Here is a 23,778-nt window from a genome sequence, read left to right as displayed (position 1 = left end):
GAACCCGGAAGCTAAGCCTTACAGCGCCGATGGTACTGCAGGGGGGACCCTGTGGGAGAGTAGGACGCCGCCGAACAATTCTTATAGAAAACCCCGCACCGATTACGGTGCGGGGTTTTCTGCGTTTAGGCTCAAGGTATGCGCTATGACCTCGTCATCTTCGACAACGACGGTGTGCTCGTCGACAGTGAGCCCATATCCAACCGGCTGCTGGCCGAGAACCTGACCGAGGTGGGCCATCCGACGACGTACGAGGACTCCGTCCGGGACTACATGGGGTCCGCGATGCACAGGATCCACGATCTGATCGAGGAGCGGACGGGGCAGCGGCTGCCGGCGGAGTTCGACGACGTCTTCCACGGGCGGGTGTTCGAGGCGTTCGAGCGGGAGCTGAAGCCGGTGGACGGGGCCGCGGAGGTCCTCGCACGACTGGCCGAGAACGGGGTGCCGTACTGCGTGGCTTCCTCGGGGAGCCATGAGCGGATCCGGGTGGGGCACCGGACGACGGGGCTCGACCGCTGGTTCGAGGACGGGCGGATCTTCAGCTCGCAGGACGTGGGGCGAGGGAAGCCGGCACCGGACCTGTTCCTCCACGCGGCGCAGCGGATGGGGGTGGCGCCCGAGCGCTGTGCGGTCGTGGAGGACAGCCCACTGGGCGTCCAGGCGGCCGTGGCGGCGGGGATGGACGTCTACGGATTCACGGCGATGACCCCGGCCGCGAAGCTGGCGGCGGCGACCGGGCTGTTCTCCTCCATGGCCGAACTGGACGGGCTGCTCGCATAGAGATCCAAAGCTGCGAGATCCAAAGCTGAGCAAAGTTCAACTTCCCCGTATCCAGGTGGACCACGGGGCCCTACGCTGCCCGCCATGACTGATGTGCTGCGCCGCGGCAGGGCCTCGCTGGCGTTCGGATTCTTCGCGCAGGGCGTCGCCTTCGCTCTGCTCGTGACGCGTATTCCGGCCATCCAGGACCGGTACGGCGTCTCCGACGCTCTGCTGCCCGCCTTCCTCGCCGCCGTGCCGGTGCTGGCCGGCGCGGGGAGTGTGGGGACCGAGTGGCTGGTGAGGCGCGTCCCGGCCGGCGTGGTGCTGCGGTGGTCCCAGCCCGTCGTGCTCCTGGCGCTGCTCGGGGTCGGGACCGGGGACCGTATGGCCGAACTGGCTGTCTCGCTGGCGGTGTTCGGGCTGGCCGTCGGTGCGCTGGACGCCTCGATGAACATGCTCGGGGTGAGCCTCCAGCGGGCGTACGGGCGCAGCATCATGCTCGGGTTTCACGCGGCGTACAGCCTGGGCGGGATTCTCGGGGCGTCGCTGGCGTGGGCGGGCGCGCACTGGGAGCTGACGCTGTGGGCGTCGTATCTGCCGGTGGTGTGCCTGCTGGTGCCGCTGTGCCTGGTGGGAAGCCGGTGGTACGTCGACGGGGACAGCGGCCCGGCCGCGAAGGGCGGCGAGGGCGGCGACCGCGGTGGGGACCGCGGTGTGGCCTTCAAGCTGCTGCTGCCGCTGTGTCTGGTGATGACGTTCGCGTACATCGGGGACTCGACGGTGTCCAACTGGAGTGCGAAATATCTCCAGGACGTGCTCGGCAGCTCGGAGCAGGCGGCGACGCTTCCGTACAACGTGTACATGGTGACCACGCTCGTGGGGCGGGCGCTCGGGGACTTCGGGGTGCGGCGGTTCGGGGCCGTGGCGGTCGTACGGGGCGGGACGCTGGTGGCCGCGGGCGGGTTCGGCGTGGTGGCGGCGGCGCCCGGGGCGGGGCTGGGGTTGCTCGGATTCACGCTGGTGGGGCTGGGTCTGTGCGTGCTGGTGCCGCAGACGTTCGCGGCGGCGGGGCGGATGTTCCCGGGAGCCTCCGACGCGGCTGTCGCGCGGTTGAACGTCTTCAACTATGTGGGGTTCCTGATCGGTTCGCCGTTGGTGGGCGCGCTCGGGGACGCCTGGAGCTACCGCGGGGCGATGCTGGTGCCGATGGTGTTGGTGCTGGTGACGCTCGGGTATGCCCGGTCGTTCGCCGCTCAACCGGACCGATACGGTGGCGGGCATGAGCGGCCGCGCACAGCTGATGTGGGACGAGGCAGTAACGGGGTATGACTTCGGGCCGGGGCATCCGATGGATCCGGTCCGGCTGGCCCTGACCCGGCGATTGATCGACGCGTTCGGACTCGACCGTGAGGTGGAGGTCGTGGCGGCGAAGCCGGCGGGCGAGTCGACGCTGCGGCTGGTCCACCGCGAGGACTACATCCAGGCCGTGAAGGCGGCGTCGCTCGATCCCGGGGCGGCGGACGGGTCGTACGGGATCGGGACGCTGGACGATCCGGCGTTCTCCGGGATGCACGACGTCTCCGCGCTGATCGCGGGGATGTCCGTGGAGGCGGCGGAGGCCGTGTGGCGCGGGGAGGCGGCGCACGCGGTGAACTTCGCCGGCGGGCTGCACCATGCGATGCCCGGGGCGGCTGCCGGCTTCTGCGTCTACAACGACGCCTCGCTCGCGATTGCGCGGCTGCTGGAGCTGGGGGCGGAGCGGGTGGCGTACGTCGACGTCGACGTGCACCACGGGGACGGGGTGCAGGCGGCGTTCTGGGAGGACCCCAGGGTGCTGACGATCTCGCTGCACGAGCATCCGCGGACGCTCTTCCCGCAGACCGGGTGGCCCGAGGAGACGGGGGCCGCGTCCGCGGAGGGTAGCGCGGTGAATGTCGCGCTGCCCGCGGGGACGGGGGACGCGGGGTGGCTGCGGGCCTTCCACGCCGTGGTGCCCGAGCTGATCGCCGACTTCCGGCCGCAGGTGCTGGTGACTCAGCACGGGGCCGACACGCACTTCGAGGATCCTCTCGCCCATCTCGCCGTGTCGCTGGACGCGCAGCGGGCGGTTCAGGTGGCCTGTCATTCGCTGGCGCACGAGTACGCCGACGGGCGGTGGGTCGCGCTCGGTGGGGGTGGGTACGCGGTGGTGGACGTGGTGCCGCGGTCCTGGACGCATCTTGTGGGGATCGCCGCGGGGCGGGAGATCGCGCCGGAGACGGTGATTCCTGAGAGCTGGCGGCAGGAGGTGTTTGCTCGTACGCGGCAGTTGGGGCCTCTGCGGATGACTGATGGGCGGTGGCCTGTCGGCTTCGCCGGCTGGGAGGCCGGGTACGACCCGGGCGACCGTTTGGACCAGGCGGTCCTCGCCGCCCGACGGGCGGTGTTCCCCCTGCGGGGGTTGCTGGCGTAGGAGGTCGGCTGAGGCCGGGCCTGCTTGTGGGGCTCCACGGCGTCGTGGCTGGGGGCGGGGCGGTGCGCAACTCGGCGCGACGAGGTGCCGCAGCGCCCACCCGTGCCGCCCCTAGCGGCACGCATGCCCGCAGCGGCGCCGCGTACGGCGGGGAGGGGACGGGGCGGGGGGTGTCCGCCCGCAGCGGCCGCCGTCAAACACCAGAACCCCTGCAAGCAACCAGTCCGGCGGACCGAGGACGGATACCCCTCGCCCCGGCCCCGCACCCCCCACCTACGGAACGCGCAACCCCGCACCCGCACCCGAACCAGGCAGATCGGCCACCCCCCAAGGGGCGCGAGGAACTGCGCGAACGGCCACGGGCGGCCCCGCACCCGACCCACGGCCCCGGCGTTACGCCAACCGTGCGCAGTTCCGGGGTTTGGGGCGCGGGGTGGGGCGGGAGGCGTCACCATCGCCGTCATGGTGAGCCGCCGTGCCCTGCGTGAGCATCTTCTCGCTGCCCGGATCGCCGGGGCGGTGGCGACGTCACGGGAGGAGAGCCTGCGCAGCTACCGCCTGTTCGCCGCCCGCGACCCCCGCGTGCTGATCGGTCTCGACCCCGAATGCGCATGGGGAATACGGGAGTTGATCGCACTCATGGCGGAGAAGTGCGGAGTTCCGGCCGATCCGGCCCGCACTTCGGGGCATGATGTGATCGACCCGCACCGCACACTCACCGCGCTGGACGCGTTCGCGGACCGGGTCGGCGCCGCCGCCAGGCGAAGGGCACCCGTGCTGCTCGGCACCGGTCACCCCCACCGCCTGCTGGGCTTCTACGCCACTCTCGCAGACGCTTTGTCGACAGCAGGCTGTGCTGTCCTCACCCCGGCGGCGGGTCGCTGTATCGACATAACGACCCGGTTCGGCCTACGCACCCACACCCTCGACTACGTACGAGGAGTCGCGCTGGTCCGGAAGTCCCGCCCCGGGAGCCCCGGTTGTGCGACCGGCGCACACACACACTCACCACTGCCGGTTCGTACCGCGCTCGCTGCCGCCGCGGAGGCCGGCGGCCCGCTCCCGGAGCTGGTGATCGGAGACCATGGCTGGGTCTGCGGAGCAGGTCAGCTGGGGTTCGAGGCCATCGGGCTGGCCGACACCGACGACCCCGCGCTCTTCGTGGGCGAGGCCGAGGGCGTCGTATCCGTGGCCGTTCCACTTGATGACGCTGTGCGGTCCGCTTACTACCGTCCGCTTACTCGCTACGTACTCAATCGAGCGTGTCTGTCACAGTAGGGCGCCGATGGGTGCACCTCTTCCCCACTCGCATCACCCGCCCCTACATTGGGGAGTGAGCACGCAACGACGAAGAGTCACCGGAAGGGGAAGCCGGTGGCCGTCGAGTGCGGAAGGTTCAGGTGTGTCATGGCTGCAGCTGGCGAGAGGCCTCTGAACGAGGTTCAGTTTCTCACCGTGGCGGAAGTCGCTTCGGTGATGCGAGTGTCGAAGATGACCGTGTACCGGCTGGTGCACAGTGGTCATCTGCCCGCGATCCGGGTGGGGCGGTCCTTCCGCGTCCCGGAGCAAGCGGTACACGAATATCTGCGTGACAGTTACGTGGGGGTGGAAACCGCCTGACGACCCCTCCGCGAGGAGATCCGTTCCGGGCATGGCAGGGCAATACCGGTCGCTTGTGGATCTCCTCGCTCGCCTCGATTACGACCTCAGCGCTCGGGCGGGTAGGCTAGCCCCTCGTAGGTCGTGTGGGCCCATGGCGCCCAAACACCGAGTGATGAGAAGTGAGCGAGGGTAGTCGTGGGCTCTGTTATCAAGAAGCGGCGCAAGCGGATGGCCAAGAAGAAGCACCGCAAGCTGCTCAAGCGCACGCGCGTTCAGCGTCGCAACAAGAAGTAAGCGCTGCGGGCCGCCACTTGTAGTGGCAGGCCGGCATGGCGTGGCTGTGGCCCCCCACATCTGGTGGGGGGCCACACGCATGTCCGGAGACGCTCCACGGCCCGGAACGGCCCTCGACAGCCCCCGCACGGTCCCGCACGGTCCCGCACCGGCCCCGCACGGCCCCGAACCCCACCCGACGGCAGCGACCGCCTCGGGAGCAGGGGACCACCCCGCCCGATCCGCATGCATACGCACACACCACACCCCCGCCCGCATGGTGGTACGACCGCACTTTCTCGTCACGTCACGCATCGGGGGGTCATCACAGCGCAACATCGACCCGCTAGGTTGGCCGCACGGGGGGAACACGGCAGGGTACGAGCCAGAGAACCGTGAGGCCGAAGGAAGGCGCTGAACTTGGGCAAGGTCGTGCTCGTCACCGGAGTGGCCCGACGGCTGGGCGGCCGGTTCGTACGACGGATCCAGCGTGACCCCGATGTGGACCGGGTCATCGCCGTGGACGCGGTGCCACCCGAGCACCATCTGGGCGGCGCGGACTTCATCCGGGCCGACATCCGCCAGCCCACCATCGCGCGGGTGCTCGCCGAGACGGGCGCCGACACGGTCGTCCACATGGACGTCACCGCGACCGCGCTGGGCAGCGGCAGCCGGACCACGGTCAAGGAGACCAACGTCATCGGCACGATGCAACTGCTGGGCGCCTGCCAGAAGTCCCCGACGGTGAAGCGCCTGGTGGTGAAGTCCAGTACGAACGTGTACGGCTCGGCGCCGCGCGACCCGGCCGTGTTCACCGAGACGACCCCGGCCAAGTCGCTGCCCAGCGGCGGCTTCGCGAAGGACGCCGTCGAGGTCGAGGGCTATGTGCGCGGCTTCGCCCGCCGCAGGCCGGACGTCGCGGTGTGCGTGCTGCGGTTCGCCAACATCCTCGGCCCGAGCGCCGACTCGCCGCTCGCCTCGTACTTCTCGCTGCCGGTCCTGCCGACCGTCTTCGGCTACGACCCGCGGCTGCAGTTCGTCCACGAGGACGATGTGATCGAGGTGCTGCGGATCGCCTCGCACGAGCCCCGGCGCGGCACGCTCAACAGCGGCACCTTCAACGTCGCCGGCGACGGCGTCCTGCTCCTCTCGCAGTGCGCGCGCCGCCTGGGCCGCCCCACCGTGCCGCTGCTGCTGCCCGCCGTCACCTGGGCCGGTACGGCCGTGCGTACGCTGGGGGTGACGGACTTCTCGCCCGAGCAGATCCGGCTGCTCACCCACGGCCGGGTCGTGTCGACGGCGCAGATGCGCGAGACACTGGGATTCCAGCCGAAGTACACCACCGCCGAGACCTTCGCGGACTTCGTACGCGGCCGCGGCCCCGGGCTGCTGCCGCCCGAGGCCGTCGCGGGGGCCGTGGACCGGATCGCCGCGCTGCCCTTCGCGGGCGGCGGCCACTCCCCGACGCAGAGCGCCAACTGAGGAGCGCAGCAACGATGGCGGACGCCAAGGTCATTCCGTTCGACGACGACCGGTCCCGCGGGGGTGCCGTGCAGCGGCCCGCGCGGCGCCGTGGCGGGGGGAGCAGGCTCAAGGGCGCGCAGGCCGCGCCGGTGCACGAGGTCCAGCCCCTGCACACCAGGCCGGCGGCGGGGGACGATGCCCCGGTGACACCTGAGGAGGCGACGGAGGCGACGCCGCGGCCCGAGGAGGACGGCCCCGGAGGCCTGGAGCGGCGCGTGGCGAGCGGCCTGGCGTTCCTGCGCCGCCGGCTCACCGGGGACTACGAGGTCGACGACTTCGGCTACGACGAGGAGCTCACCGACCAGGTCCTGATGTCCCTGCTGCGCCCGGTGTACGACAAATACTTCCGGGTCGAGGTGAAGGGGCTGGAGAACATCCCGGCCGAGGGCGGCGCGCTGATCGTCGCCAACCACTCCGGCACGCTTCCGCTGGACGGCCTGATGATGCAGGTCGCGGTGCACGACCACCATCCGGCGGGCCGGCATCTGCGGCTGCTCGCCGCGGACCTGGTCTTCGTGCTGCCGGTGGTCAACGAGCTCGCGCGCAAGCTGGGGCACACCCTGGCCTGCGCGGAGGACGCCGAGCGGCTGCTGGGGCAGGGCGAGCTGGTCGGGGTGATGCCGGAGGGCTTCAAGGGCATCGGCAAGCCGTTCAGCGAGCGCTACAAGCTCCAGCGCTTCGGCCGGGGCGGGTTCGTGTCGACGGCGCTGCGCAAGGGCGCTCCGATCATCCCGTGCTCGATCGTCGGGGCCGAGGAGATCTACCCGATGATCGGCAACGCCAAGACCCTGGCCCGGGTTCTCGGCTTCCCGTACTTCCCGCTGACCCCGACCTTCCCGTGGCTGGGCCCGCTCGGCGCGATCCCGCTGCCGACGAAGTGGACGATCCAGTTCGGCGAGCCCATCCCCACGGACGGCTATCCGCCGGAGGCCGCCGAGGACCCGATGCTGATGTTCAACCTGACCGACCAGGTCCGTGAACAGATCCAGCACACGCTGTACAAGCTGCTGGTCCAGCGCAGGTCGGTGTTCTTCTGACGAGCAGGACCTGACCGGGCCCGTCGACGAGGACCTGATCGAGCCGGTACGACGACGAGGGCGCCCCTCCTCCGGAGAGAAGGGGCGCCCTCGTCGCTGTGGCGGCGCGCCGCGGCGCTACTCGGCGTCCTGACTGTCGATGCCCAGGCCGGGCAGCAGGCCCGGGAGGAGCGGCGGCAGCGTGACGTCCGGTTCCGCGGTGGGCGTCTTGCTCTGGGACGGGGAGGCGGTGCCGGTGCTCTGCGGCGGGTCGAGGAGACCGCCGGTGCCGCCGCCGAGGAGGCCCTCGTCGGAGTCGGAGCCCGCCGACCTGCTCGGGCCGCCGGTACCGCCGTTGTCCGGGGCGCTGCTGCCCGCGCTGGGTGCGGCGGACTGGCCGGTGCCCGAGGTGCCGGTGGACACCGACGGGCCACCGCCCTGCCGACTGCCCTCGCCGGTGCCGCCGCCCTGGGCGGGCGACTGCGGGAGGAGGGACTCCAGCGGGGCGACCTCCTGGTCTATGGCGTCGAAGACCGACGACACTTCCTGGCTCACGTCCCCGAGCTGCACGGGCAGCCGGTCGCGCAGGGCACCCCAGACCTCGCGGTGGGAGCGCGAGAAGGCGGAGAGCGCCTGGATGGGGCCCAGCGAGTCGGGGTCGCGTTCGTACGCCTCGCGCAGCAGGCGGTGGCCCTCGGCGGCGTCGTGCCGCATACCGGAGAGCGCGCGGCGGACCTCGCCGAGCGACTCGTGGTCGAGGGGACCGCTGCGGCCGCGCTCCATCAGCCGGCGGGCTTCGCTGAGGCGGGTGGAGGCGTGGTCGAGATAGACCTCGCCGCGCTCGGTGTTCCCGTCGGCCAGGACGTTGAGCTTGAAGTCCTCGATGCCGCGCTTGAGGCCGTAGAGCGAGTCACCCGGCAAGGCGTCGGAGCTGGCAGCGGCGACTCCGCCGAACGCGCCCGCGGCAACGCCCACGCTCAGTCCGCCCGCGGTGAGGCCCTTGGCCAGCCGGGTGCGGGGCCGGAACTTGCCGAGCGATGTCGCCCGGTGTGCGCCCTTGGCCCGACGCTGCTCGGGCATCGAAGGGTCCGTCGCCTCGCCTCCCGCGGTGCCCGCCCGGAGCATGGCCTCCATGGCGGCCACCAGTTGGGCCCGCTGGACGACCTTGACCTCCGGGTCCAGCACCGGCTTGGGCAGTTCACCCAGACCGGCGGCGAGCGCCAGCAGGCTTCCCGGTTCGGCCTGCCGCGCGGGTGCCGGAGCCGGTGCCTCGGACTGATCGGCCGCCGAGCCCTGTTCGGACTGTTCCTCCAGGGCCTGGGCGAAGGCGTTCGCCCGCCGGTGCGCCGATACGTTCGCGATCACTGGCGGCACCTCCTCTCGTCATGACGGTCGACTCCCTGGGGATCCTTGGGGTTGCACGCCCGCGACCGCTGCCACCCGATTGGGTGATCGGGCTCGGTTCGGGCGTGACCACAGGGAGCCTGCATCCCGCACAACGAGCGGCGCGGCACTTGGGTTACGGACGGCGGATGATCGGATCGAGAAGTCAACGGACTTTCACTCGCCGTGAGTTGTCGTCACCCAGGGTGGCGGTGGATGGGGGTCAGCGCGCGTCGTCCGGGAGCAGCCGGGCGAGCGTACGGACGGCGCGGTACTGGAGGGTCTTGATGGCGCCCTCGTTCTTGCCCATGACCCGGGCGGTCTCCGCGACGGACAGTCCCTGGAGGAAGCGGAGGGTCACGCACTCCTGCTGCTGGGGGTTGAGCCGGCGTACGGCGTCCAGCAGCGCGGCGTTGGACAGGGACTCCAGGACGGAGTCCTCCGGGGAGCGCTCGACCTCGTTGGCGTCGAGCATCTCGCCGGTGGTGACCTCCAGCCGGAAGCGGCTGGACTTGAAGTGGTCGGCGACGAGGTTGCGGGCGATGGTGACGAGCCACGCGCCGAAGTCGCGGCCCTGCCAGGTGAACGTGCCGATGCGGCGCAGGGCGCGCAGGAACGTCTCGCTCGTCAGGTCCTCGGCGGTCGCCTTGCCGCCGACGCGGTAGTAGATGTACCGGTAGACGGTGTCGCTGTACTGGTCGTAGAGCCGGCCGAACGCCTCGGCCTCGCCGGCCTGGGCGCGTTCGACAAGGTCCATCATCCGGGCGCTGTCACTGTCTGCGGCCGGGCGGCGTGCGGTGGTGGCGGCGCCGGCGGAGCGTCCTCGTCTGCCGACCGCGGCGCCGCTCTCGGCCAGTGCATAGCACGGGCCAGCGGGCGCGGTGGCGAAGGCGGGGACGGCGTACGCGGTGGGGACGAAGCCGCGCAACAGGTCGAGGACCGTTGCGCGCAGCGTAGCCAGGCCCGAGGCGTCAACCCCGACGTGTGGGTACACGGGACTCCCAGAGGCAGAGCTTCCATCACGTGCAGTACGGGACCGTTCACCCGTCGTAGCGACGGAGAGGTACCGGTTTGCGTCTGAGGAGAATAACGCTTCGTGCAGGCCCTGCTACACCGAGTTGCTCAAATCATCGATTACGTCGCTTCTGTAACCGATTGGCGCTCGGTCAGGTGGCGCAGAGTGACAGATTGTTGATCGATTTGGCTCGTATTCGGGGTGGATACGGGGCGTGTTGTGGCAGGGCGCGGACAAGTTGCTGCGTGGTGGGGTGGGGTTGGGGCGGAGTGAGTTTGTTCGGCGCTGTCCGGTTGTGGCGGGGGCGGGGCGGTGCGCAACTCGGCGCCAGCGAGGTGCCTCCCCCGGAGGGGGCACCCCCAGCGCCCACCCGTGCCGCCCCTAGCGGCACGCATGCCTGCAGCTGGGTCAGCGGCGGCGGCGGCTCAGGGCGATGGCTGCTGCTGTGCCGCCGGCCACCGCGCCGACGCCCGCGGCGGCGGGGATGCCGACCTTGGCGGCCTTGCGGCCCGTGCGGTAGTCGCGCAGGCGCCAGTCCTGGGTCCGGGCGTGTTTGCGGAGCTTGGTGTCCGGGTTGATGGCGTAGGGGTGGCCGACCAGGGAGAGCATGGGGATGTCGTTGTGGCTGTCGCTGTAGGCGGCGCAGCGCCCGAGGTCCAGGCCCTCGGCGGCCGCGAGGGCGCGTACCGCCTCGGCCTTGGCCGGGCCGTGCAGGGGTTCGCCGACCAGCTTGCCGGTGTAGACGCCGTCCACCGACTCGGCCACCGTGCCCAGCGCGCCCGTCAGGCCCAGGCGGCGGGCGATGACCTGGGCGATCTCCACCGGGGCCGCGGTGACGAGCCACACCTTCTGGCCCGCGTCGAGGTGGGCCTGGGCGAGGGCGCGGGTGCCGGGCCAGATGCGCTCGGCCATGTACTCGTCGTAGATCTCCTCGCCGATGGACTGGAGCTCGGCGACGCGATGGCCCTGGACGATGGAGAGGGCGGAGTCGCGGGCGTCCTGCATGTGCTCGGGGTCCTCGCTGCCCGCCAGCCGGAACCAGGCCTGCTGCCAGGCGAACCGCACCAGGTCGCTGGTCTCGAAGAACTTCCGCTTGTACAGCCCGCGCCCGAAGTGGAACAGCGAGGCGCCCTGCATCACGGTGTTGTCGAGGTCGAAGAAGGCCGCGGCCCTGTCGTCGCCGAGGACCGGGAACTCCGGCTCCTCCGGTGACGCCTTCTCCGCCACCTGGGCTTCGGGCACCGACTTGCGCGCGGCTTCGGCCGAGGCCTCGCCTGCCAGCACGCTCCGCGCCGTGGCGGAGCGCTTACGGGAAGTGAGCCATCCGAGAGCGGCCATGGCGTGAGCATAGCCATTCTGTTCGGAGCCGCCGGACCTCCGAGGTTTGGAGGCTGTGAACTCTCCGCGACCGCGTCGTTAAACAATGGCCGGTATGAGTCCCATTTTTCGCCGCAAGGCGGCCTCCAGGGCCCCGCAGGACCGGCTCGTCACCCTCATCCGCAAGCCGGGGTGTCATCTGTGCGACGACGCGGCGGTCGTGATCGAGAAGGTGTGCGCGGAACTCGGTGTGCCCTGGGAGCAGAAGGACATCGACGAGGACCCGGAGCTGCACCGTCAGTACTGGGAGCAGATTCCGGTTGTCCTGGTCGACGGTGAGCAGCACACCTTCTGGCGCGTGGACGAGGGCCGCCTGCGCCGGGCCCTCACCGAGTGACACCGCACACGGTCGAGCCCCGCTTGAGGAACAAGTCACTGACCGACCAGTCCAAGTCGTCCGGAAAGTCACTTAGGATCGACGGTGAGCAGGACCCGGGGGCATGGATCGTTGAGGAGAGTGTGCGGTTTTGCCCCCAGGACGCAAGGAACGAGCGCTGGTGTGCGCCGGTTCCCCGCAGGTGCGCCGGGGGCGCGTGACCCCGGTCACGTTGGCCGGGCAAATCGGACACCATCTTTGTGCACGCGTTCACAAAGACATAGCCTGCTGTCGACGGGGCGGTCCGGGGACGTATGACCGCCTACAGCCCCGCTCTACCCGCAGGAGCACCGTGGCAACTGGCCGAACTCACCGACCGGCGACCCGTAGCCGAGGGATTCCCGAGGCCACCGTCGCCAGGCTTCCGCTGTACCTCCGAGCCCTCACCGCGCTCTCCGAGCGTTCGGTGCCCACGGTCTCCTCGGAGGAACTCGCGGCGGCCGCGGGCGTCAACTCCGCGAAACTGCGCAAGGACTTCTCCTACCTCGGCTCCTACGGGACCCGCGGTGTGGGGTACGACGTCGAGTACCTCGTCTACCAGATCTCCCGCGAGCTGGGCCTGACCCAGGACTGGCCCGTGGTGATCGTCGGTATCGGTAACCTCGGCGCCGCCCTCGCGAACTACGGCGGTTTCGCCTCCCGCGGCTTCCGCGTCGCCGCGCTCATCGACGCCGATCCGGGCATGGCCGGCAAGCCGGTCGCCGGGATCCCGGTGCAGCACAGCGACGAGCTCGAGAAGATCATCAAGGACAACGGCGTATCGATCGGTGTGATCGCGACGCCCGCCGGTGCCGCCCAGCCGGTCTGCGACCGGCTGGTGGCCGCCGGAGTCACCTCGATCCTCAACTTCGCGCCGACCGTCCTGACCGTTCCGGACGGTGTCGACGTGCGCAAGGTCGACCTCTCCATCGAGCTTCAGATCCTCGCCTTCCACGAGCAGCGCAAGGCCGGCGAGGAGAGCGCCGCCGAGGCCGCGGCCCCGGCCGCCGCCCGCAAGCAGTCCGCCGAGCAGGGACCCGACGGGGACGTACCCGCCGTGATGCCGGCATGAGCGTCCTCGTCGTCGGACTGAGCCACCGCAGCGCCCCGGTCAGCGTGCTGGAGCGGGCCGCGCTGAGCGCGGACGCCCAGGTCAAGCTGCTCCAGGACACGCTCGCCGCCGAACCGGCGAGCGAGGCCACGGTGCTGGCCACCTGCAACCGCATCGAGCTCTACGCCGACGTGGACAAGTTCCACGCCGGGGTCGCCGAGCTGTCCACGCTGCTCGCCCGGCACAGCGGAGTGGGGCTCGACGAGCTCACCCCGTATCTCTACGTGCACTACGAGGACCGGGCCGTGCACCACCTGTTCTCGGTGGCGTGCGGGCTGGACTCGATGGTCGTCGGCGAGGGCCAGATCCTCGGCCAGATCAAGGACTCCCTGGCCCGCTCGCAGGACATGCACAGCGCGGGCCGGCTGATGAACGACCTGTTCCAGCAGTCCCTCAGGGTCGGCAAGCGCGCCCACTCCGAGACCGGCATCGACCGCGCCGGGCAGTCCCTGGTCACCTTCGGCCTGGAGCAGCTCGCCGCGGGCGCCGACGTCGCCGGCTGGGCGCACGGCCGCCGGGCGCTGGTGATCGGCGCCGGGTCGATGTCCTCGCTGGCCGCGGCCACGCTCGCGCGGGCCGGGGTCGCCGAGGTGGTCGTCGCCAACCGGACCTTCGACCGGGCGGAGCGGCTCGCGCAGATCCTCGGGGAGGCCGGGGACGCCGAAGGCTCGGCCGTGGTGGCCCGGGCGGTACCGATGGAATCGGTGCCGGCCGAGCTGACACGTGCCGACGTCGTCGTCTCCTGTACCGGCGCCACGAGCCTGGTCCTGGACGCCGAGGCCGTCGCCGCCGCCGTCGAGGGCCGCACCGGCGCCCCCGCCGAGCGGATCACCGCGGACGCCCCGCGCGGGACCGACGTGCGCAGGCCGGCGCCCGCCGAGGAGTCCTGCCCGCTCGACCTGACCGCCGTACAGCCGGGCTTCTCCGTCATGGGCGAGGCCGCGGTCGCCGGGATGGACGCGGCGACGCTGGAGCAGCACGCCGCCTGGGCCGGCGGTTCCGCCGTCCGCCGCGAGGGCGCCCGGCGCACGCCGGAGGCCGACGCCGAGCTGATCACCGCGCTCGCCGCGACCGCCGCCACCGTCGGCCGTATCCCCGAGCGGCGCAGGCCGGAGCCGGTGGCCGAGCCGCCGCGCCCCGAGCCGAGCCTGTTCCTGCTGGATCTCGCGATGCCGCGCGACATCGACGCCGCCGTGCACCGGCTCGCCGGGGTGCGACTGGTCGACATCGAGTCGCTCGCCGAGGCCTCCGCCGACGCCCCCATGGCGTCCGACGTGGACCAGGTCCGCCGGATCGTCTCCGACGAGGTCGCCGCGTTCGGCGCCGCGCAGCGCGCCGCGCACATCACGCCGACCGTCATCGCCCTGCGCGCCATGGCCGCCGACGTGGTCGCCGGTGAGATCGCGCGGCTGGAGGGCCGGCTGCCCGGCCTCGACGACAAGCACCGGGCGGAGATCACCCAGACCGTGCGGCGCGTCGTCGACAAGCTGCTGCACGCGCCGACCGTACGGGTCAAGCAGCTCGCGGCCGAACCCGGCGGCGCCGGGTACGCGGACGCCCTGCGCACCCTGTTCGACCTCGACCAGGAGACGGTGGCCGCCGTCTCCCGCGCCGAGGACAGCACCACCGACAAGAACCGAGGGCCGGCATGAGTGAGAAGGCACTGAGGCTGGGAACACGGCGCAGCAAACTCGCCATGGCCCAGTCCGGACAGGTGGCCGAGGCCGTGAGCCGGGTGACCGGACGGCCCGTCGAGCTCGTGGAGATCACCACGTACGGCGACGTCTCGCGCGAGCACCTCGCGCAGATCGGCGGCACGGGTGTGTTCGTCACCGCCCTGCGGGACGCGCTCGTGCGGGGGGAGGTCGACTTCGCGGTGCACTCGCTGAAGGACCTGCCCACCGCACAGCCCGAGGAGCTCGCGCTCGCCGCGATCCCGCCGCGCGAGGACCCGCGGGACGTGATCGTCGCCCGGGACGCGCGCAAGTTCACCGACCTGCCCCGCGGCGCCAGGATCGGCACCGGTTCGCCGCGCCGCATGGCGCAGCTCAACGCGTACGCCCGCGCCCACGGCCTCGACATCGAGACCGTGCCGATCCGCGGCAACGTCGACACCCGCATCCGGTACGTCCACGACGGGGAGCTCGACGCGGTCGTGCTGGCCGCCGCCGGGATGAACCGGATCGGCCGTGCCGAGGAGATCACCGACTTCCTGTCGGTCGACACCGTTCTTCCGGCCCCCGGTCAGGGGGCCCTGGCGATCGAGTGCACCGCTGATCAAGCGGACCTCATCGCCGCGCTGGGCGAGCTCGACGACCCGTTCACCCGGGCCGCCGTGACCGCCGAGCGATCCTTGCTCGCGGCCCTCGAGGCCGGCTGCAGCGCCCCTGTGGGCGCGCTGGCCGACCTGACGGCCGACGGGCATGTTGTCCAGGAGATGCGCCTGCGCGGCGTCGTCGGCACCACCGACGGCACCTCGCTGGTGCAGCTGTCCACCACCGGTCCCGTGCCCCAGACGCACGAGGCGGCGATGGCGCTCGGTCGCGAACTCGCGGCCGAGATGCTCGCCCAGGGCGCGGCCGGTCTGATGGGGGAGCGAGCACATTGAGCCCCACCACCCTTCCCGCCGGTCCGGAACACGGGCACGTCACCTTCCTCGGTGCCGGACCCGGGGATCCGGGACTGCTGACCCTGCGCGCCGTCGAGGCGCTGGCGAACGCGGACGTTCTCGTCGCCGAGCACGAGGTGCTCGACGTCGTACGGACGCACGCCAGGCCGGGCGTCGCCGTCGTCGACCCGGACACGCATCCCTCGTCGGATGCCGGTCCGGGCGTGGGCACGCCTCAGCAGACGGCTGTTGACGGTGTGTCAACAACCGCTGGTGCTCCCGCGGTGCGGGATGCGGCACATCTTGTCATGGAGGCCGCGCGGGGCGGCAGGCGGGTCGTGCGTGCGGTGTCCGGGGACCCCGGACTCGACGCGTACGCCGCCGAGGAGATGCTCGCCTGCGCCGCCGCGGGTGTGCCCTTCGAGGTGGTGCCCGGCATCGCGAGCGCCGTCGGCGTCCCCGCGTACGCCGGTGTCCCGCTGCGGGACGCGCAGGGCGCGGACGTACGGTTCGTCGACGCCCGTACCGCCTCCGACCGCTGCTGGACCGAGGTCGGGTCCTCCGACGGCACGGTCGTCGTCTCCACCACCCTCGACTCCGTGGGCGCCGCCGCGGGCGAGCTGGTCTCGGCGGGCCGCAAGCCGGACACCCCGCTGACCGTGACGATCGCCGGTACGACGACCCGGCAGCGCACCTGGACCGCCACCCTCGGCACCATCGCGCAGACGCTGAAGCAGGCGAAGGTGCTGCCGTCCCCGGACGGCGGCCGGCCGGTCATAGCCGTGGTCGGGGAGCGCAGCGCCGCCGCCCAGCGCGACCAGCTGTCGTGGTTCGAGTCCAAGCCGCTGTTCGGCTGGAAGATCCTCGTGCCGCGCACCAAGGAGCAGGCCGCCTCGCTCTCCGACCAGCTGCGGTCCTACGGCGCCGTCCCGCACGAGGTGCCGACCATCGCGGTCGAGCCGCCGCGCACGCCCCAGCAGATGGAGCGTGCCGTCAAGGGCCTGGTGACGGGCCGCTACGAGTGGATCGCGTTCACCTCCGTCAACGCGGTGAAGGCGGTCCGCGAGAAGTTCGAGGAGTACGGCCTTGATGCTCGGGCTTTTGCGGGTATCAAGGTGGCTGCGGTGGGTGAGCAGACGGCGAAGGCCCTGATCGCCTTCGGCGTGAAGCCCGACCTGGTGCCCAGCGGCGAGCAGTCCGCGGCCGGGCTGCTGGAGGACTGGCCGCCCTACGACCCGGTCTTCGACCCGATCGACCGTGTCTTCCTGCCGCGCGCCGACATCGCCACCGAGACGCTCGTCGCCGGGCTCATCGAGCTGGGCTGGGAGGTCGACGACGTCACGGCCTACCGGACCGTGCGCGCCTCGCCGCCGCCGGCGGAGACGCGTGAGGCGATCAAGGGCGGCGGCTTCGACGCGGTGCTGTTCACCTCGTCCTCCACCGTGCGCAACCTCGTCGGCATCGCCGGCAAGCCGCACAACGTCACCGTCATCGCCTGCATCGGCCCGGCCACGGCCAAGACCGCCGAGGAGCACGGGCTCCGCGTCGACGTCATGGCCCCGGAGCCGTCCGCCCTGAAGCTGGCGGAGGCGCTGGCCGACTTCGGCATGAAGCGGCGCGCCGCCGCGGTGGAGGCCGGGGATCCTGTGACGCGGCCGAGCGAACGCCGCCCGGGTGCGCGGCGGCGTCGCGCGGCGACGTAACCAGGCCGACGCCACCAGGCAGTGCGCCCGGACCCCGCCTTCTCTTGAGTGAGAGGGCGGGGTCCTGGCGTTTCAGCGACCGCGCGTGCCGGGCAGCGGCAGGAAGGCCGCCCAGGCGGTGGGGGTGAGGGTGAGGCGAGGGCCGTCGGGGTTCTTGGAGTCGCGGACGAGGATGTGGCCGGGGGTGGCGGCGACTTCGACGCAGTCGGGGCCGTCTGCTGTGCTGTGGCTGCTCTTTATCCACTCCAGCCCAGTCGGGGCTTCGGAAGCCTTGAGCGTCATGTGTTCGTCTCTCCCAGTACTTTCTCGATGAAGGACAACGATTCCCGAGGGCTGAGCGCCTGGGCGCGGATGACGCCGTAGCGGATGTCGAGGATCGTCGTTTCCTTGGGGTCGGTGGTCACTCGGCTGCTCAGAGGCCCCTCGCTGAACCCGACGGTTGCTCCGTCCCTGAGCTTGAGGAGCCTGAACGAGCCGTCGGTTCCGGAGTTCTCCTCGCGGTCGAGCGGCAGGATCTGGAGATCCATGTTTCGCCGCCGCCCCACCTCCAACAGTCGTTCGAGCTGCTGTCGAACCACCATCTTGCCCCCGATGGGCCTGCGAAGCGTCGACTCGCACTGGACGAAGCTGAAGACGCGCTGTTCCCCGGTTCGACCGAGGACCTCTTGGCGCGCTAGTCGGGCTGCGATGTGCTGCTCGACCTCTTCTTCGGCGAACGATGGGCGCCGCAGGTCGAAGAGGGCTCGTGTGTACTCCTCCGTCTGCAACAACCCATGAATCACCGAGTTGTTGTACGCACACAGCTCGACCGCGTCCGCCTCCAGCCGCTTCAGATCGCGCACCTTCTTCGGGTACCGGACCTCCGCCAGGTCCTCCTTCAGCGCCGAGAGCCTGCCGTGCGCGCCCAGCGCCTCGTCGGCGCGGTCCAGGTACTCGGGGCGGGGGATCCGCCGACCCCGTTCCACCGAGGAGACCAGTTCCTCGCCGTACCCGATCGTCGCCCCGAACTCCGCCTGGGTGAGGCCCGACGCCTCGCGCCACAGCTTCAACTGCCGCTGGACGGCCCGTAGTAAGGCCCCGGCTTCCTCGTCCGTCTCCGGGCCCGCCTCCCAGTCGTTCATGTCCGTCGCCCTTCGCCGGTTCTTTCCGGTAACCGCCTTGGCCCGGCCCCTGTCACCCCGGACTGCCCGTACGCGAGCGGACGCCACCCGGACAGCCACCGTCCGCACGGGCCACTCTTCTTCACAGGTTACGCAGGCAAGCTCACGCTGAGTGATGTGAATCAGCAAACCGATCAGGCCCTCCGGGGCCGCTTCTCCCTGCCGTTGTCCGCCACCCGGCGTGGCGCCCGTCTCGCGCGGTTGCTCGCGGTCGAGCAACTGCGTGAGTGGGAGCTGCCGATGGACCCGGCGCGGCTCGTCGTCGCCGAACTCGCCGCGAACGCCGTCGTGCACGGGCGGGTCCCCGGGCGCGATTTCCGGCTCACCCTCTCGCTCCTCGCGCCCCAGACGCTACGAGTGGAGGTGACCGACGCCCGGGGCGATCAGTGGCCGAGCCGGGCCGGGGCGAAGGGGCCGGAGCCCGGGGAGTCGGGCTACGGGCTGCTGCTCGTCGGGGAGTTGGCGGACCGGTGGGGAGTGCGGTCGGGGCCTGTGCCGTGCAAGACGGTGTGGGCGGAACTCGATCTGGGGCCCGATCCCGGGGACTTTCCGTGATCCTCGGAGGCCGCCACCCCGGAGTCCGCGACACCGTCGGCCGGTGTTCCGGGCGCCGGTGCGGCGGGCGGTAAAAGACTAAAAACCCCAGGTAAAAACCTACCAACCAACCAAACCTCACCCCGGTCACACGGCTGGGTGAACCTGGCCGGTGCGGCTGGCGTGTCGGTGGTCCGGGCGTGCATTCTCGGCACAGGAGCCGCTCACAACTCCACAGCCCCACAAACGAATTCGGCCCCCGCCGGGACTGCAATCCCAGTGCGAGGGCCTCACCATCGAGGAAGAAGAGAGCTTCCCCATGGCTGATTCCAAGCCTAGTCCCGCCGCGCGTCCGAACGAGGAAGTTCGGCGATCCGACACCCCGTCCGGGGTCACCCACGTACGGACGTACCAGTCCGGCACCTACACCGTCGTCGGCAACCACCTCGCCCAGCACCACGAGCTGTCGCTGACCGCGATCGGGCTGGCCGCCCACATCTTCTCGCTGCCCGAGGGCTCCCCCGTCGACATCCGCAGCCTCGCCGACCGCTTCCCCGAGGGGCGGGACCGGATCACCTTCGCCCTGCGGGAGCTGGAGACGCACGGCTATCTGGTGCGGGCGCGGGAGCGTACGGAGAAGGGGCGGCTGTTCGTCCGCACGTACGCGCACCACACTCCTGGTGTCGCCGAAGCGCCCCCGGCGCCCGTGAGCCTTCCCGCCGCCCGTTCCCGCGGCAAGAGCGCCGCGGTCCGCCGCTCGGGGGACGACCGGCAGGCACCTCAGGAGGACGACCGAGGCGCGGACCAGGGCGCGGACCGAGCCACGCCGCCTGCCCCTGCCCCTGCGGCTTCCGCTCCGGTGGCGAAGGCGCGGGCGGCCCGGCAGGCACCTGTGCCGCCGCCGAGCCGCCCTGCGCAACCGGCCCCCCTCGACGCCCGCCACGACAGAGCCGTCGCCCTCCTCGCGGGCCTCCGCCGCAGCGACGACCGCCTCGTCCTCACCCAGCGGGACCTGTCGCGGCTCGCCCCGCTCGTCACGGCCTGGTTCGAGCGCGGGGCCTCGGCCCTGGTCGTCCATCGGGTGCTGACCGACGATCTGCCGCAGGACATGCGGTACCCGGCCGGTGTGCTCGGGTACCGGCTGCGCGAACTGCTGCCCGCGCCTCTGCCTGCGGTCCCCGCCCCGCGTGTCGTGACGGACGGCATCCCGGACGTCCCTCGCCGCCCCCATCGCTTCCAGGACTGCGACGGCTGTGACCGTCCCTTCCGCGCGCCGGAGCCCGGCCTGTGCCGCGAGTGCCGGGAGCGCGAGGCGGCAGGGGGCGGGGTGCGGCCTCGCGCCGCGTAGGCGCTCCGCTGGGTGTGCCGTGGGCGGTTCTTCGGCTTGCGGCGCCGTCGTGGCTGGTCGCGCAGTTCCCCGCGCCCCTTTTAGGGGGCGTGCGTGGTCTTTCGGCTGCGGCGGCGTCGTGGCTTGCCGCGCAGTTCCCCGCGCCCCTTTGGGGGCCGGCCCCGCGCCCCTTCGAGGGTGGTGCCTTGCGCTGCTCAGGTGGGCCGGGCTCCGACGGGCAGTCGGCAAAGGGGGTGCGGGGACGGGCGTAGCGTAGGCCGCATGACGACGTACGGATCCTTCCCCGGCACGCGACCGCGGCGGCTGCGCACCACTCCCGTCATGCGCCGCATGGTCGCCGAGACCCGCCTGCACCCGGCCGACTTCATCCTCCCGGCCTTCGTGCGGGAGGGCGTCAGCGAGCCCGTGCCGATCTCGGCGATGCCCGGGGTCGTGCAGCACACGCGGGACAGCCTGAAGAAGGCCGCCGCCGAGGCCGTGGAGGCGGGGATCTCCGGGATCATGCTGTTCGGCGTGCCGGAGGAGTCGAAGAAGGACGCCCTGGGCACTCCTGGGACCGACCCGGACGGGATTCTCCAGGTCGCCCTGCGGGACGTGCGCGCCGAGGTCGGCGACGACCTTCTCGTGATGTCCGACGTCTGCCTCGACGAGACGACCGATCACGGACACTGCGGCGTGCTCGACGCCGAGGGGCGCGTCGACAACGACGCCACCCTGGAGCGCTACGCCGAGATGGCCCAGGTGCAGGCCGACGCGGGCGCGCACGTGCTCGGGCCCAGCGGCATGATGGACGGCCAGATCGGGGTCATCAGGGACGCCCTGGACGAGATCGGGCGCGAGGACGTGGCGATCCTCGCCTACACCGTCAAGTACGCCTCCGCCTTCTACGGCCCCTTCCGCGAGGCTGTCGGCTCCTCGCTCCAGGGTGACCGCAAGACGTACCAGCAGGACCCCGCCAACGCGCGTGACGCCCTGCGGGAGCTGGCCCTGGACCTGGAGGAGGGCGCCGACATGGTGATGGTCAAGCCCGCCGGTCCCTACCTCGACATCCTCGCGCGCGTCGCCGACGCCGTGGACCTGCCGGTCGCCGCGTACCAGATCTCCGGCGAGTACTCGATGATCGAGGCCGCCGCCGAGAAGGGCTGGATCGACCGCGACCGGGCCATCCTGGAGTCCCTCACCGGTATCAAGCGGGCCGGGGCCAGGAACATCCTCACCTACTGGGCCGTCGAGGCGGCCCGGATGATCGCGGCGGAGCGGTAACCCCGAGTCCACATCGCGAAAAGGAAGTTGTAGGCGACACGGACTCCCTAGGCTGCGGGCACGAGCCGTACCGCAGCCCAAGGAGTTCTGCCATGACCGCAGCCGTCGCTCCCGCGTCCCTCCCGCCCCTCTCGGCGCGCTCCTCGGCGATCGGCGGGTCGCCGGTACGCGACATCCTCGCGGTCACCGCCCGCCCCGAGGTGATCAACTTCGCGGGCGGGCTCCCGGCGCCGGAGCTGTTCGACCGCGAGGGCATCGCCGCCGCGTTCCACGAGGTCCTGGAGCGGACCCCCGCGCAGGCGCTCCAGTACTCCACGACCGAGGGCGAACCCGTCCTGCGCGCGGCCCTCGCCGACCGCATCAGCGGGCGCGGCCTGCCGACGGCACCCGACGACCTGCTGGTCACCACCGGCTCGCAGCAGGCCCTGTCCCTGCTGGCCACGGCCCTGCTGGACCCCGGTGACACCGTCCTGGTCGAGGACCCCTGCTATCTGGCCGCCCTCCAGGTCTTCGGCCTCGCGGGCGCGCGGGTCGTCGGCGTGCCGACGGACGACGACGGCGTCGACCCCCAGGCCCTCGCCGATCTCGTGGCGCGGGAACGGCCCAAGCTGCTCTACACCGTCCCCACCTTCCAGAACCCCACCGGCCGCACCATGCCCGCCGCCCGCCGGGCCGCCGTGGCGGCGGTGGCCGCGCGGCACGGACTGTGGATCATCGAGGACGACCCGTACGGCGAGCTGCGGTACGACGGCGAACCCGTGCCGTGGATCGCCTCCTGCGACGGGGCCGCCGACCGTACCGTCCTGCTCGGCTCCTTCTCCAAGATCATGGCCCCCGGGCTGCGGCTCGGCTGGCTGCGCGCCCCGGCCGCGCTCCGCCGCGCCTGCGCGGTCGCCAAGCAGGCCGCCGATCTGCACACCCCGACCCTCAACCAGCTGGCCGCCGCCCGCTACCTCGACGTACTCGACGCGCACGTGGCCACGGTGCGAGCCGTGTACGGCGAGCGCAGGGACGCCATGCTCGCGTCCCTTCCGGCGGCGCTCCCGCAGGGCTCGGCCTGGAACCGCCCCGAGGGCGGCATGTTCCTCTGGGCCCGCCTTCCCGACTCCTACGACACCACCGCCCTGCTCCCCGAGGTCGTCCGCCACGACGTGGCCTACGTCCCCGGCGCGCCCTTCTACGCCGCCGACCCCGACCGCTCCACCCTGCGCCTGTGCTTCGTCACGCAGACCCCGGAGGAGATCGCGGAGGGGCTGCGCCGGCTGGCGAAGGGGCTCGGGGGCGGCGCGTAGGGCGCGGGGGTCAGTCCCACCAGAAGACCCAGACGCGCTCGCCGACCAGGCTCTTGGCGTACTCCCGCAGGCCGCCCGAAGCGGTCTGCGTGACGTTGTCCGGGCAGAACGCGTAGTGCTCCGCGGCCAACGCCTCGGCCGCTTCGAGGTCGGCCGGCGGGGCGGCCACGGACACCGTGAGCGTGTCGAAGCCGAGGGCGATCACGCGTATGCCGAAGCGGTCCTCCCAGGAGCGCAGGACCGCGCAGATCCGGGCCACGTCGTTGTCGTGGTTCAGCGGGCCGGTCCAGCCCAGGGCGGCGGGTATGTCGGCGGAGCGGCGGGCCGGGACGAGGGCCAGATGCGGGCTGCCCAGCCACTGGTGGGTGCCGTCGCACAGCGCGTCGGCGACCTGGGCCGCGCACGCGCCCGGCTCTGCCGTCACGCGGGCCGCGGGGGCGAGGCCCGGCCAGTCGGGGCCGAACGGCTCCAGCCGATCGGCGAGATCGTCGTCCCAGTAGTCGTCGTCGCCCTCCCAGTACTCCGCGAGGACGTCCTCGGCGTCGTGGTCCCCGGGGTAGGACACGTCCCCGGGCGCCAACTGCCACTCCTCCGGGCCCCCTTGCCGGTCGGCGAGGTCGACCAGGACCGGCAGCAGGCCGACTTGGGCCGCCGACCCGCCCAGCGAGGCCCAGTGACCGGGCCCGGCGGGTATGCCCGCGTGCCACATCAGCGGCTCGTGCCACGGACCGTCGTCCGTCGCGTCGAACAGCCTGCCCGGGGGCAGTTGGAGCCCGAGGGAACGCCCGCTGGGGTCCGCCGCCAGCGCGGGCAGCGGATTGGGAAGAGTCGCCATGCCGGTGACTGTAGGGCCCGGCACTGACAATCCCTCTCGGCCAGGTCATCCTCACCCGGGCGGAAACAGCGGCGGGGGGGGGGGGGGGGGGGGGGGGGGGGGGGGGGGGGGGGGGGGGGGGGGGGGGGGGGGGGGGGGGGGGGGGGGGGGGGGGGGGGGGGG

23 protein-coding genes and 1 rRNA gene are annotated in these 23,778 nt (G+C 71.8%); 18 read left to right on the top strand and 6 right to left on the bottom strand.

Annotation, left to right across the window (positions count from 1 at the left end):
- From rrf to ACZ6SQ_RS37565, 9 genes are all read left to right on the top strand, one after another.
- Window positions 1-76 (top strand): 5S ribosomal RNA (gene rrf, locus ACZ6SQ_RS37605); the annotation flags it as partial.
- 62 nt (window positions 77-138) lie between these two features.
- Window positions 139-783 carry an HAD family hydrolase gene (locus tag ACZ6SQ_RS37600; RefSeq protein ID WP_469570424.1) on the top strand — a complete coding sequence of 215 codons (645 nt, stop codon included), beginning with the start codon at window positions 139-141 and terminating at the stop codon, window positions 781-783.
- An 84-nt stretch (window positions 784-867) separates the two neighbouring features.
- Entirely contained in the window at window positions 868-2,094 is a 1,227-nt protein-coding gene (locus tag ACZ6SQ_RS37595; RefSeq protein WP_469570420.1) for an MFS transporter, read from the top strand.
- Window positions 2,045-3,217, top strand: a complete 1,173-nt coding sequence (locus ACZ6SQ_RS37590) for an acetoin utilization protein AcuC (protein WP_469570418.1) — start codon at window positions 2,045-2,047, stop codon at window positions 3,215-3,217. The genes ACZ6SQ_RS37595 and ACZ6SQ_RS37590 overlap by 50 nt, the downstream gene beginning before the upstream one ends.
- Before the next feature lie 462 nt (window positions 3,218-3,679).
- Window positions 3,680-4,495: a phosphatase gene (locus tag ACZ6SQ_RS37585; RefSeq protein ID WP_469570415.1), complete on the top strand. Its 816-nt coding sequence runs from the start codon at window positions 3,680-3,682 to the stop codon at window positions 4,493-4,495.
- A gap of 129 nt (window positions 4,496-4,624) precedes the next feature.
- Window positions 4,625-4,837: a helix-turn-helix domain-containing protein gene (locus ACZ6SQ_RS37580; RefSeq protein WP_121791081.1), complete on the top strand. Its 213-nt coding sequence runs from the start codon at window positions 4,625-4,627 to the stop codon at window positions 4,835-4,837.
- A 177-nt stretch (window positions 4,838-5,014) separates the two neighbouring features.
- Window positions 5,015-5,113 carry a 30S ribosomal protein bS22 gene (locus tag ACZ6SQ_RS37575; RefSeq protein WP_003948845.1) on the top strand — a complete coding sequence of 33 codons (99 nt, stop codon included), beginning with the start codon at window positions 5,015-5,017 and terminating at the stop codon, window positions 5,111-5,113.
- A 399-nt stretch (window positions 5,114-5,512) separates the two neighbouring features.
- Window positions 5,513-6,574 (top strand): NAD-dependent epimerase/dehydratase family protein, encoded by a 1,062-nt coding sequence (locus tag ACZ6SQ_RS37570; RefSeq protein ID WP_386386972.1) that lies wholly within the window; start codon window positions 5,513-5,515, stop codon window positions 6,572-6,574.
- Window positions 6,575-6,588: 14 nt separating this feature from the next.
- Window positions 6,589-7,653, top strand: a complete 1,065-nt coding sequence (locus tag ACZ6SQ_RS37565) for a lysophospholipid acyltransferase family protein (RefSeq protein WP_469570413.1) — start codon at window positions 6,589-6,591, stop codon at window positions 7,651-7,653.
- Window positions 7,654-7,770: 117 nt separating this feature from the next.
- On the opposite strand, the gene ACZ6SQ_RS37560 is transcribed toward ACZ6SQ_RS37565, so the two are convergent.
- From ACZ6SQ_RS37560 to ACZ6SQ_RS37550, 3 genes are all read right to left on the bottom strand, one after another.
- Complete coding sequence (locus ACZ6SQ_RS37560; RefSeq protein ID WP_469570411.1) at window positions 7,771-8,997, bottom strand: DUF5667 domain-containing protein; 1,227 nt, start codon at window positions 8,995-8,997, stop codon at window positions 7,771-7,773.
- A gap of 241 nt (window positions 8,998-9,238) precedes the next feature.
- Complete coding sequence (locus tag ACZ6SQ_RS37555; protein ID WP_356696999.1) at window positions 9,239-10,009, bottom strand: ECF subfamily RNA polymerase sigma factor, BldN family; 771 nt, start codon at window positions 10,007-10,009, stop codon at window positions 9,239-9,241.
- A 429-nt stretch (window positions 10,010-10,438) separates the two neighbouring features.
- A complete protein-coding gene (locus ACZ6SQ_RS37550; RefSeq protein ID WP_469570407.1) occupies window positions 10,439-11,368 on the bottom strand; it encodes an HAD family hydrolase in 930 nt (309 codons plus the stop codon).
- Between the two features lie 85 nt (window positions 11,369-11,453).
- On the opposite strand from ACZ6SQ_RS37550, the gene ACZ6SQ_RS37545 reads away from it, so the two are divergent.
- The 5 genes from ACZ6SQ_RS37545 (at window position 11,454) to ACZ6SQ_RS37525 (ending at window position 17,184) form a co-directional block, all read left to right on the top strand.
- Window positions 11,454-11,744, top strand: a complete 291-nt coding sequence (locus tag ACZ6SQ_RS37545; protein ID WP_469570405.1) for a glutaredoxin family protein — start codon at window positions 11,454-11,456, stop codon at window positions 11,742-11,744.
- Window positions 11,745-12,075: 331 nt separating this feature from the next.
- On the top strand, window positions 12,076-12,834 hold the full coding sequence (locus tag ACZ6SQ_RS37540; protein WP_469570403.1) for a redox-sensing transcriptional repressor Rex: 759 nt from the start codon (window positions 12,076-12,078) through the stop codon (window positions 12,832-12,834).
- Window positions 12,831-14,525: a glutamyl-tRNA reductase gene (locus ACZ6SQ_RS37535; RefSeq protein ID WP_469570401.1), complete on the top strand. Its 1,695-nt coding sequence runs from the start codon at window positions 12,831-12,833 to the stop codon at window positions 14,523-14,525. Before ACZ6SQ_RS37540 ends, ACZ6SQ_RS37535 begins: the two co-directional genes overlap by 4 nt.
- The gene (gene hemC / locus ACZ6SQ_RS37530; protein WP_469570399.1) at window positions 14,522-15,481 is read left to right on the top strand and encodes a hydroxymethylbilane synthase; all 960 of its coding nucleotides are present in this window, start codon (window positions 14,522-14,524) and stop codon (window positions 15,479-15,481) included. The genes ACZ6SQ_RS37535 and hemC overlap by 4 nt, the downstream gene beginning before the upstream one ends.
- A complete protein-coding gene (locus tag ACZ6SQ_RS37525; protein WP_469570397.1) occupies window positions 15,478-17,184 on the top strand; it encodes a bifunctional uroporphyrinogen-III C-methyltransferase/uroporphyrinogen-III synthase in 1,707 nt (568 codons plus the stop codon). Before hemC ends, ACZ6SQ_RS37525 begins: the two co-directional genes overlap by 4 nt.
- Before the next feature lie 72 nt (window positions 17,185-17,256).
- On the opposite strand, the gene ACZ6SQ_RS37520 is transcribed toward ACZ6SQ_RS37525, so the two are convergent.
- Window positions 17,257-17,466, bottom strand: a complete 210-nt coding sequence (locus tag ACZ6SQ_RS37520; protein WP_469570395.1) for a DUF397 domain-containing protein — start codon at window positions 17,464-17,466, stop codon at window positions 17,257-17,259.
- Window positions 17,463-18,305, bottom strand: a complete 843-nt coding sequence (locus ACZ6SQ_RS37515) for a helix-turn-helix domain-containing protein (RefSeq protein ID WP_469570427.1) — start codon at window positions 18,303-18,305, stop codon at window positions 17,463-17,465. Before ACZ6SQ_RS37515 ends, ACZ6SQ_RS37520 begins: the two co-directional genes overlap by 4 nt.
- A gap of 156 nt (window positions 18,306-18,461) precedes the next feature.
- On the opposite strand from ACZ6SQ_RS37515, the gene ACZ6SQ_RS37510 reads away from it, so the two are divergent.
- The 4 genes from ACZ6SQ_RS37510 (at window position 18,462) to ACZ6SQ_RS37495 (ending at window position 22,781) form a co-directional block, all read left to right on the top strand.
- Window positions 18,462-18,899 (top strand): ATP-binding protein, encoded by a 438-nt coding sequence (locus tag ACZ6SQ_RS37510; RefSeq protein WP_469570393.1) that lies wholly within the window; start codon window positions 18,462-18,464, stop codon window positions 18,897-18,899.
- A 298-nt stretch (window positions 18,900-19,197) separates the two neighbouring features.
- On the top strand, window positions 19,198-20,226 hold the full coding sequence (locus tag ACZ6SQ_RS37505; protein WP_469570391.1) for a helix-turn-helix domain-containing protein: 1,029 nt from the start codon (window positions 19,198-19,200) through the stop codon (window positions 20,224-20,226).
- Window positions 20,227-20,487: 261 nt separating this feature from the next.
- Window positions 20,488-21,489, top strand: coding sequence for a porphobilinogen synthase (gene hemB / locus ACZ6SQ_RS37500; protein ID WP_469570389.1), 1,002 nt, complete (start codon window positions 20,488-20,490; stop codon window positions 21,487-21,489).
- Between the two features lie 92 nt (window positions 21,490-21,581).
- On the top strand, window positions 21,582-22,781 hold the full coding sequence (locus ACZ6SQ_RS37495; protein ID WP_469570386.1) for an aminotransferase-like domain-containing protein: 1,200 nt from the start codon (window positions 21,582-21,584) through the stop codon (window positions 22,779-22,781).
- 10 nt (window positions 22,782-22,791) lie between these two features.
- Here ACZ6SQ_RS37495 and ACZ6SQ_RS37490 read toward each other — a convergent pair whose 3' ends face one another.
- Window positions 22,792-23,616, bottom strand: coding sequence for a DUF4253 domain-containing protein (locus tag ACZ6SQ_RS37490; protein WP_469570385.1), 825 nt, complete (start codon window positions 23,614-23,616; stop codon window positions 22,792-22,794).
- Window positions 23,617-23,778 lie beyond the last annotated feature (162 nt).

It is taken from the genome of Streptomyces sp. NPDC048600 (genome assembly GCF_055587025.1).
This window is presented reverse-complemented; position numbering and strand designations above follow the sequence as displayed.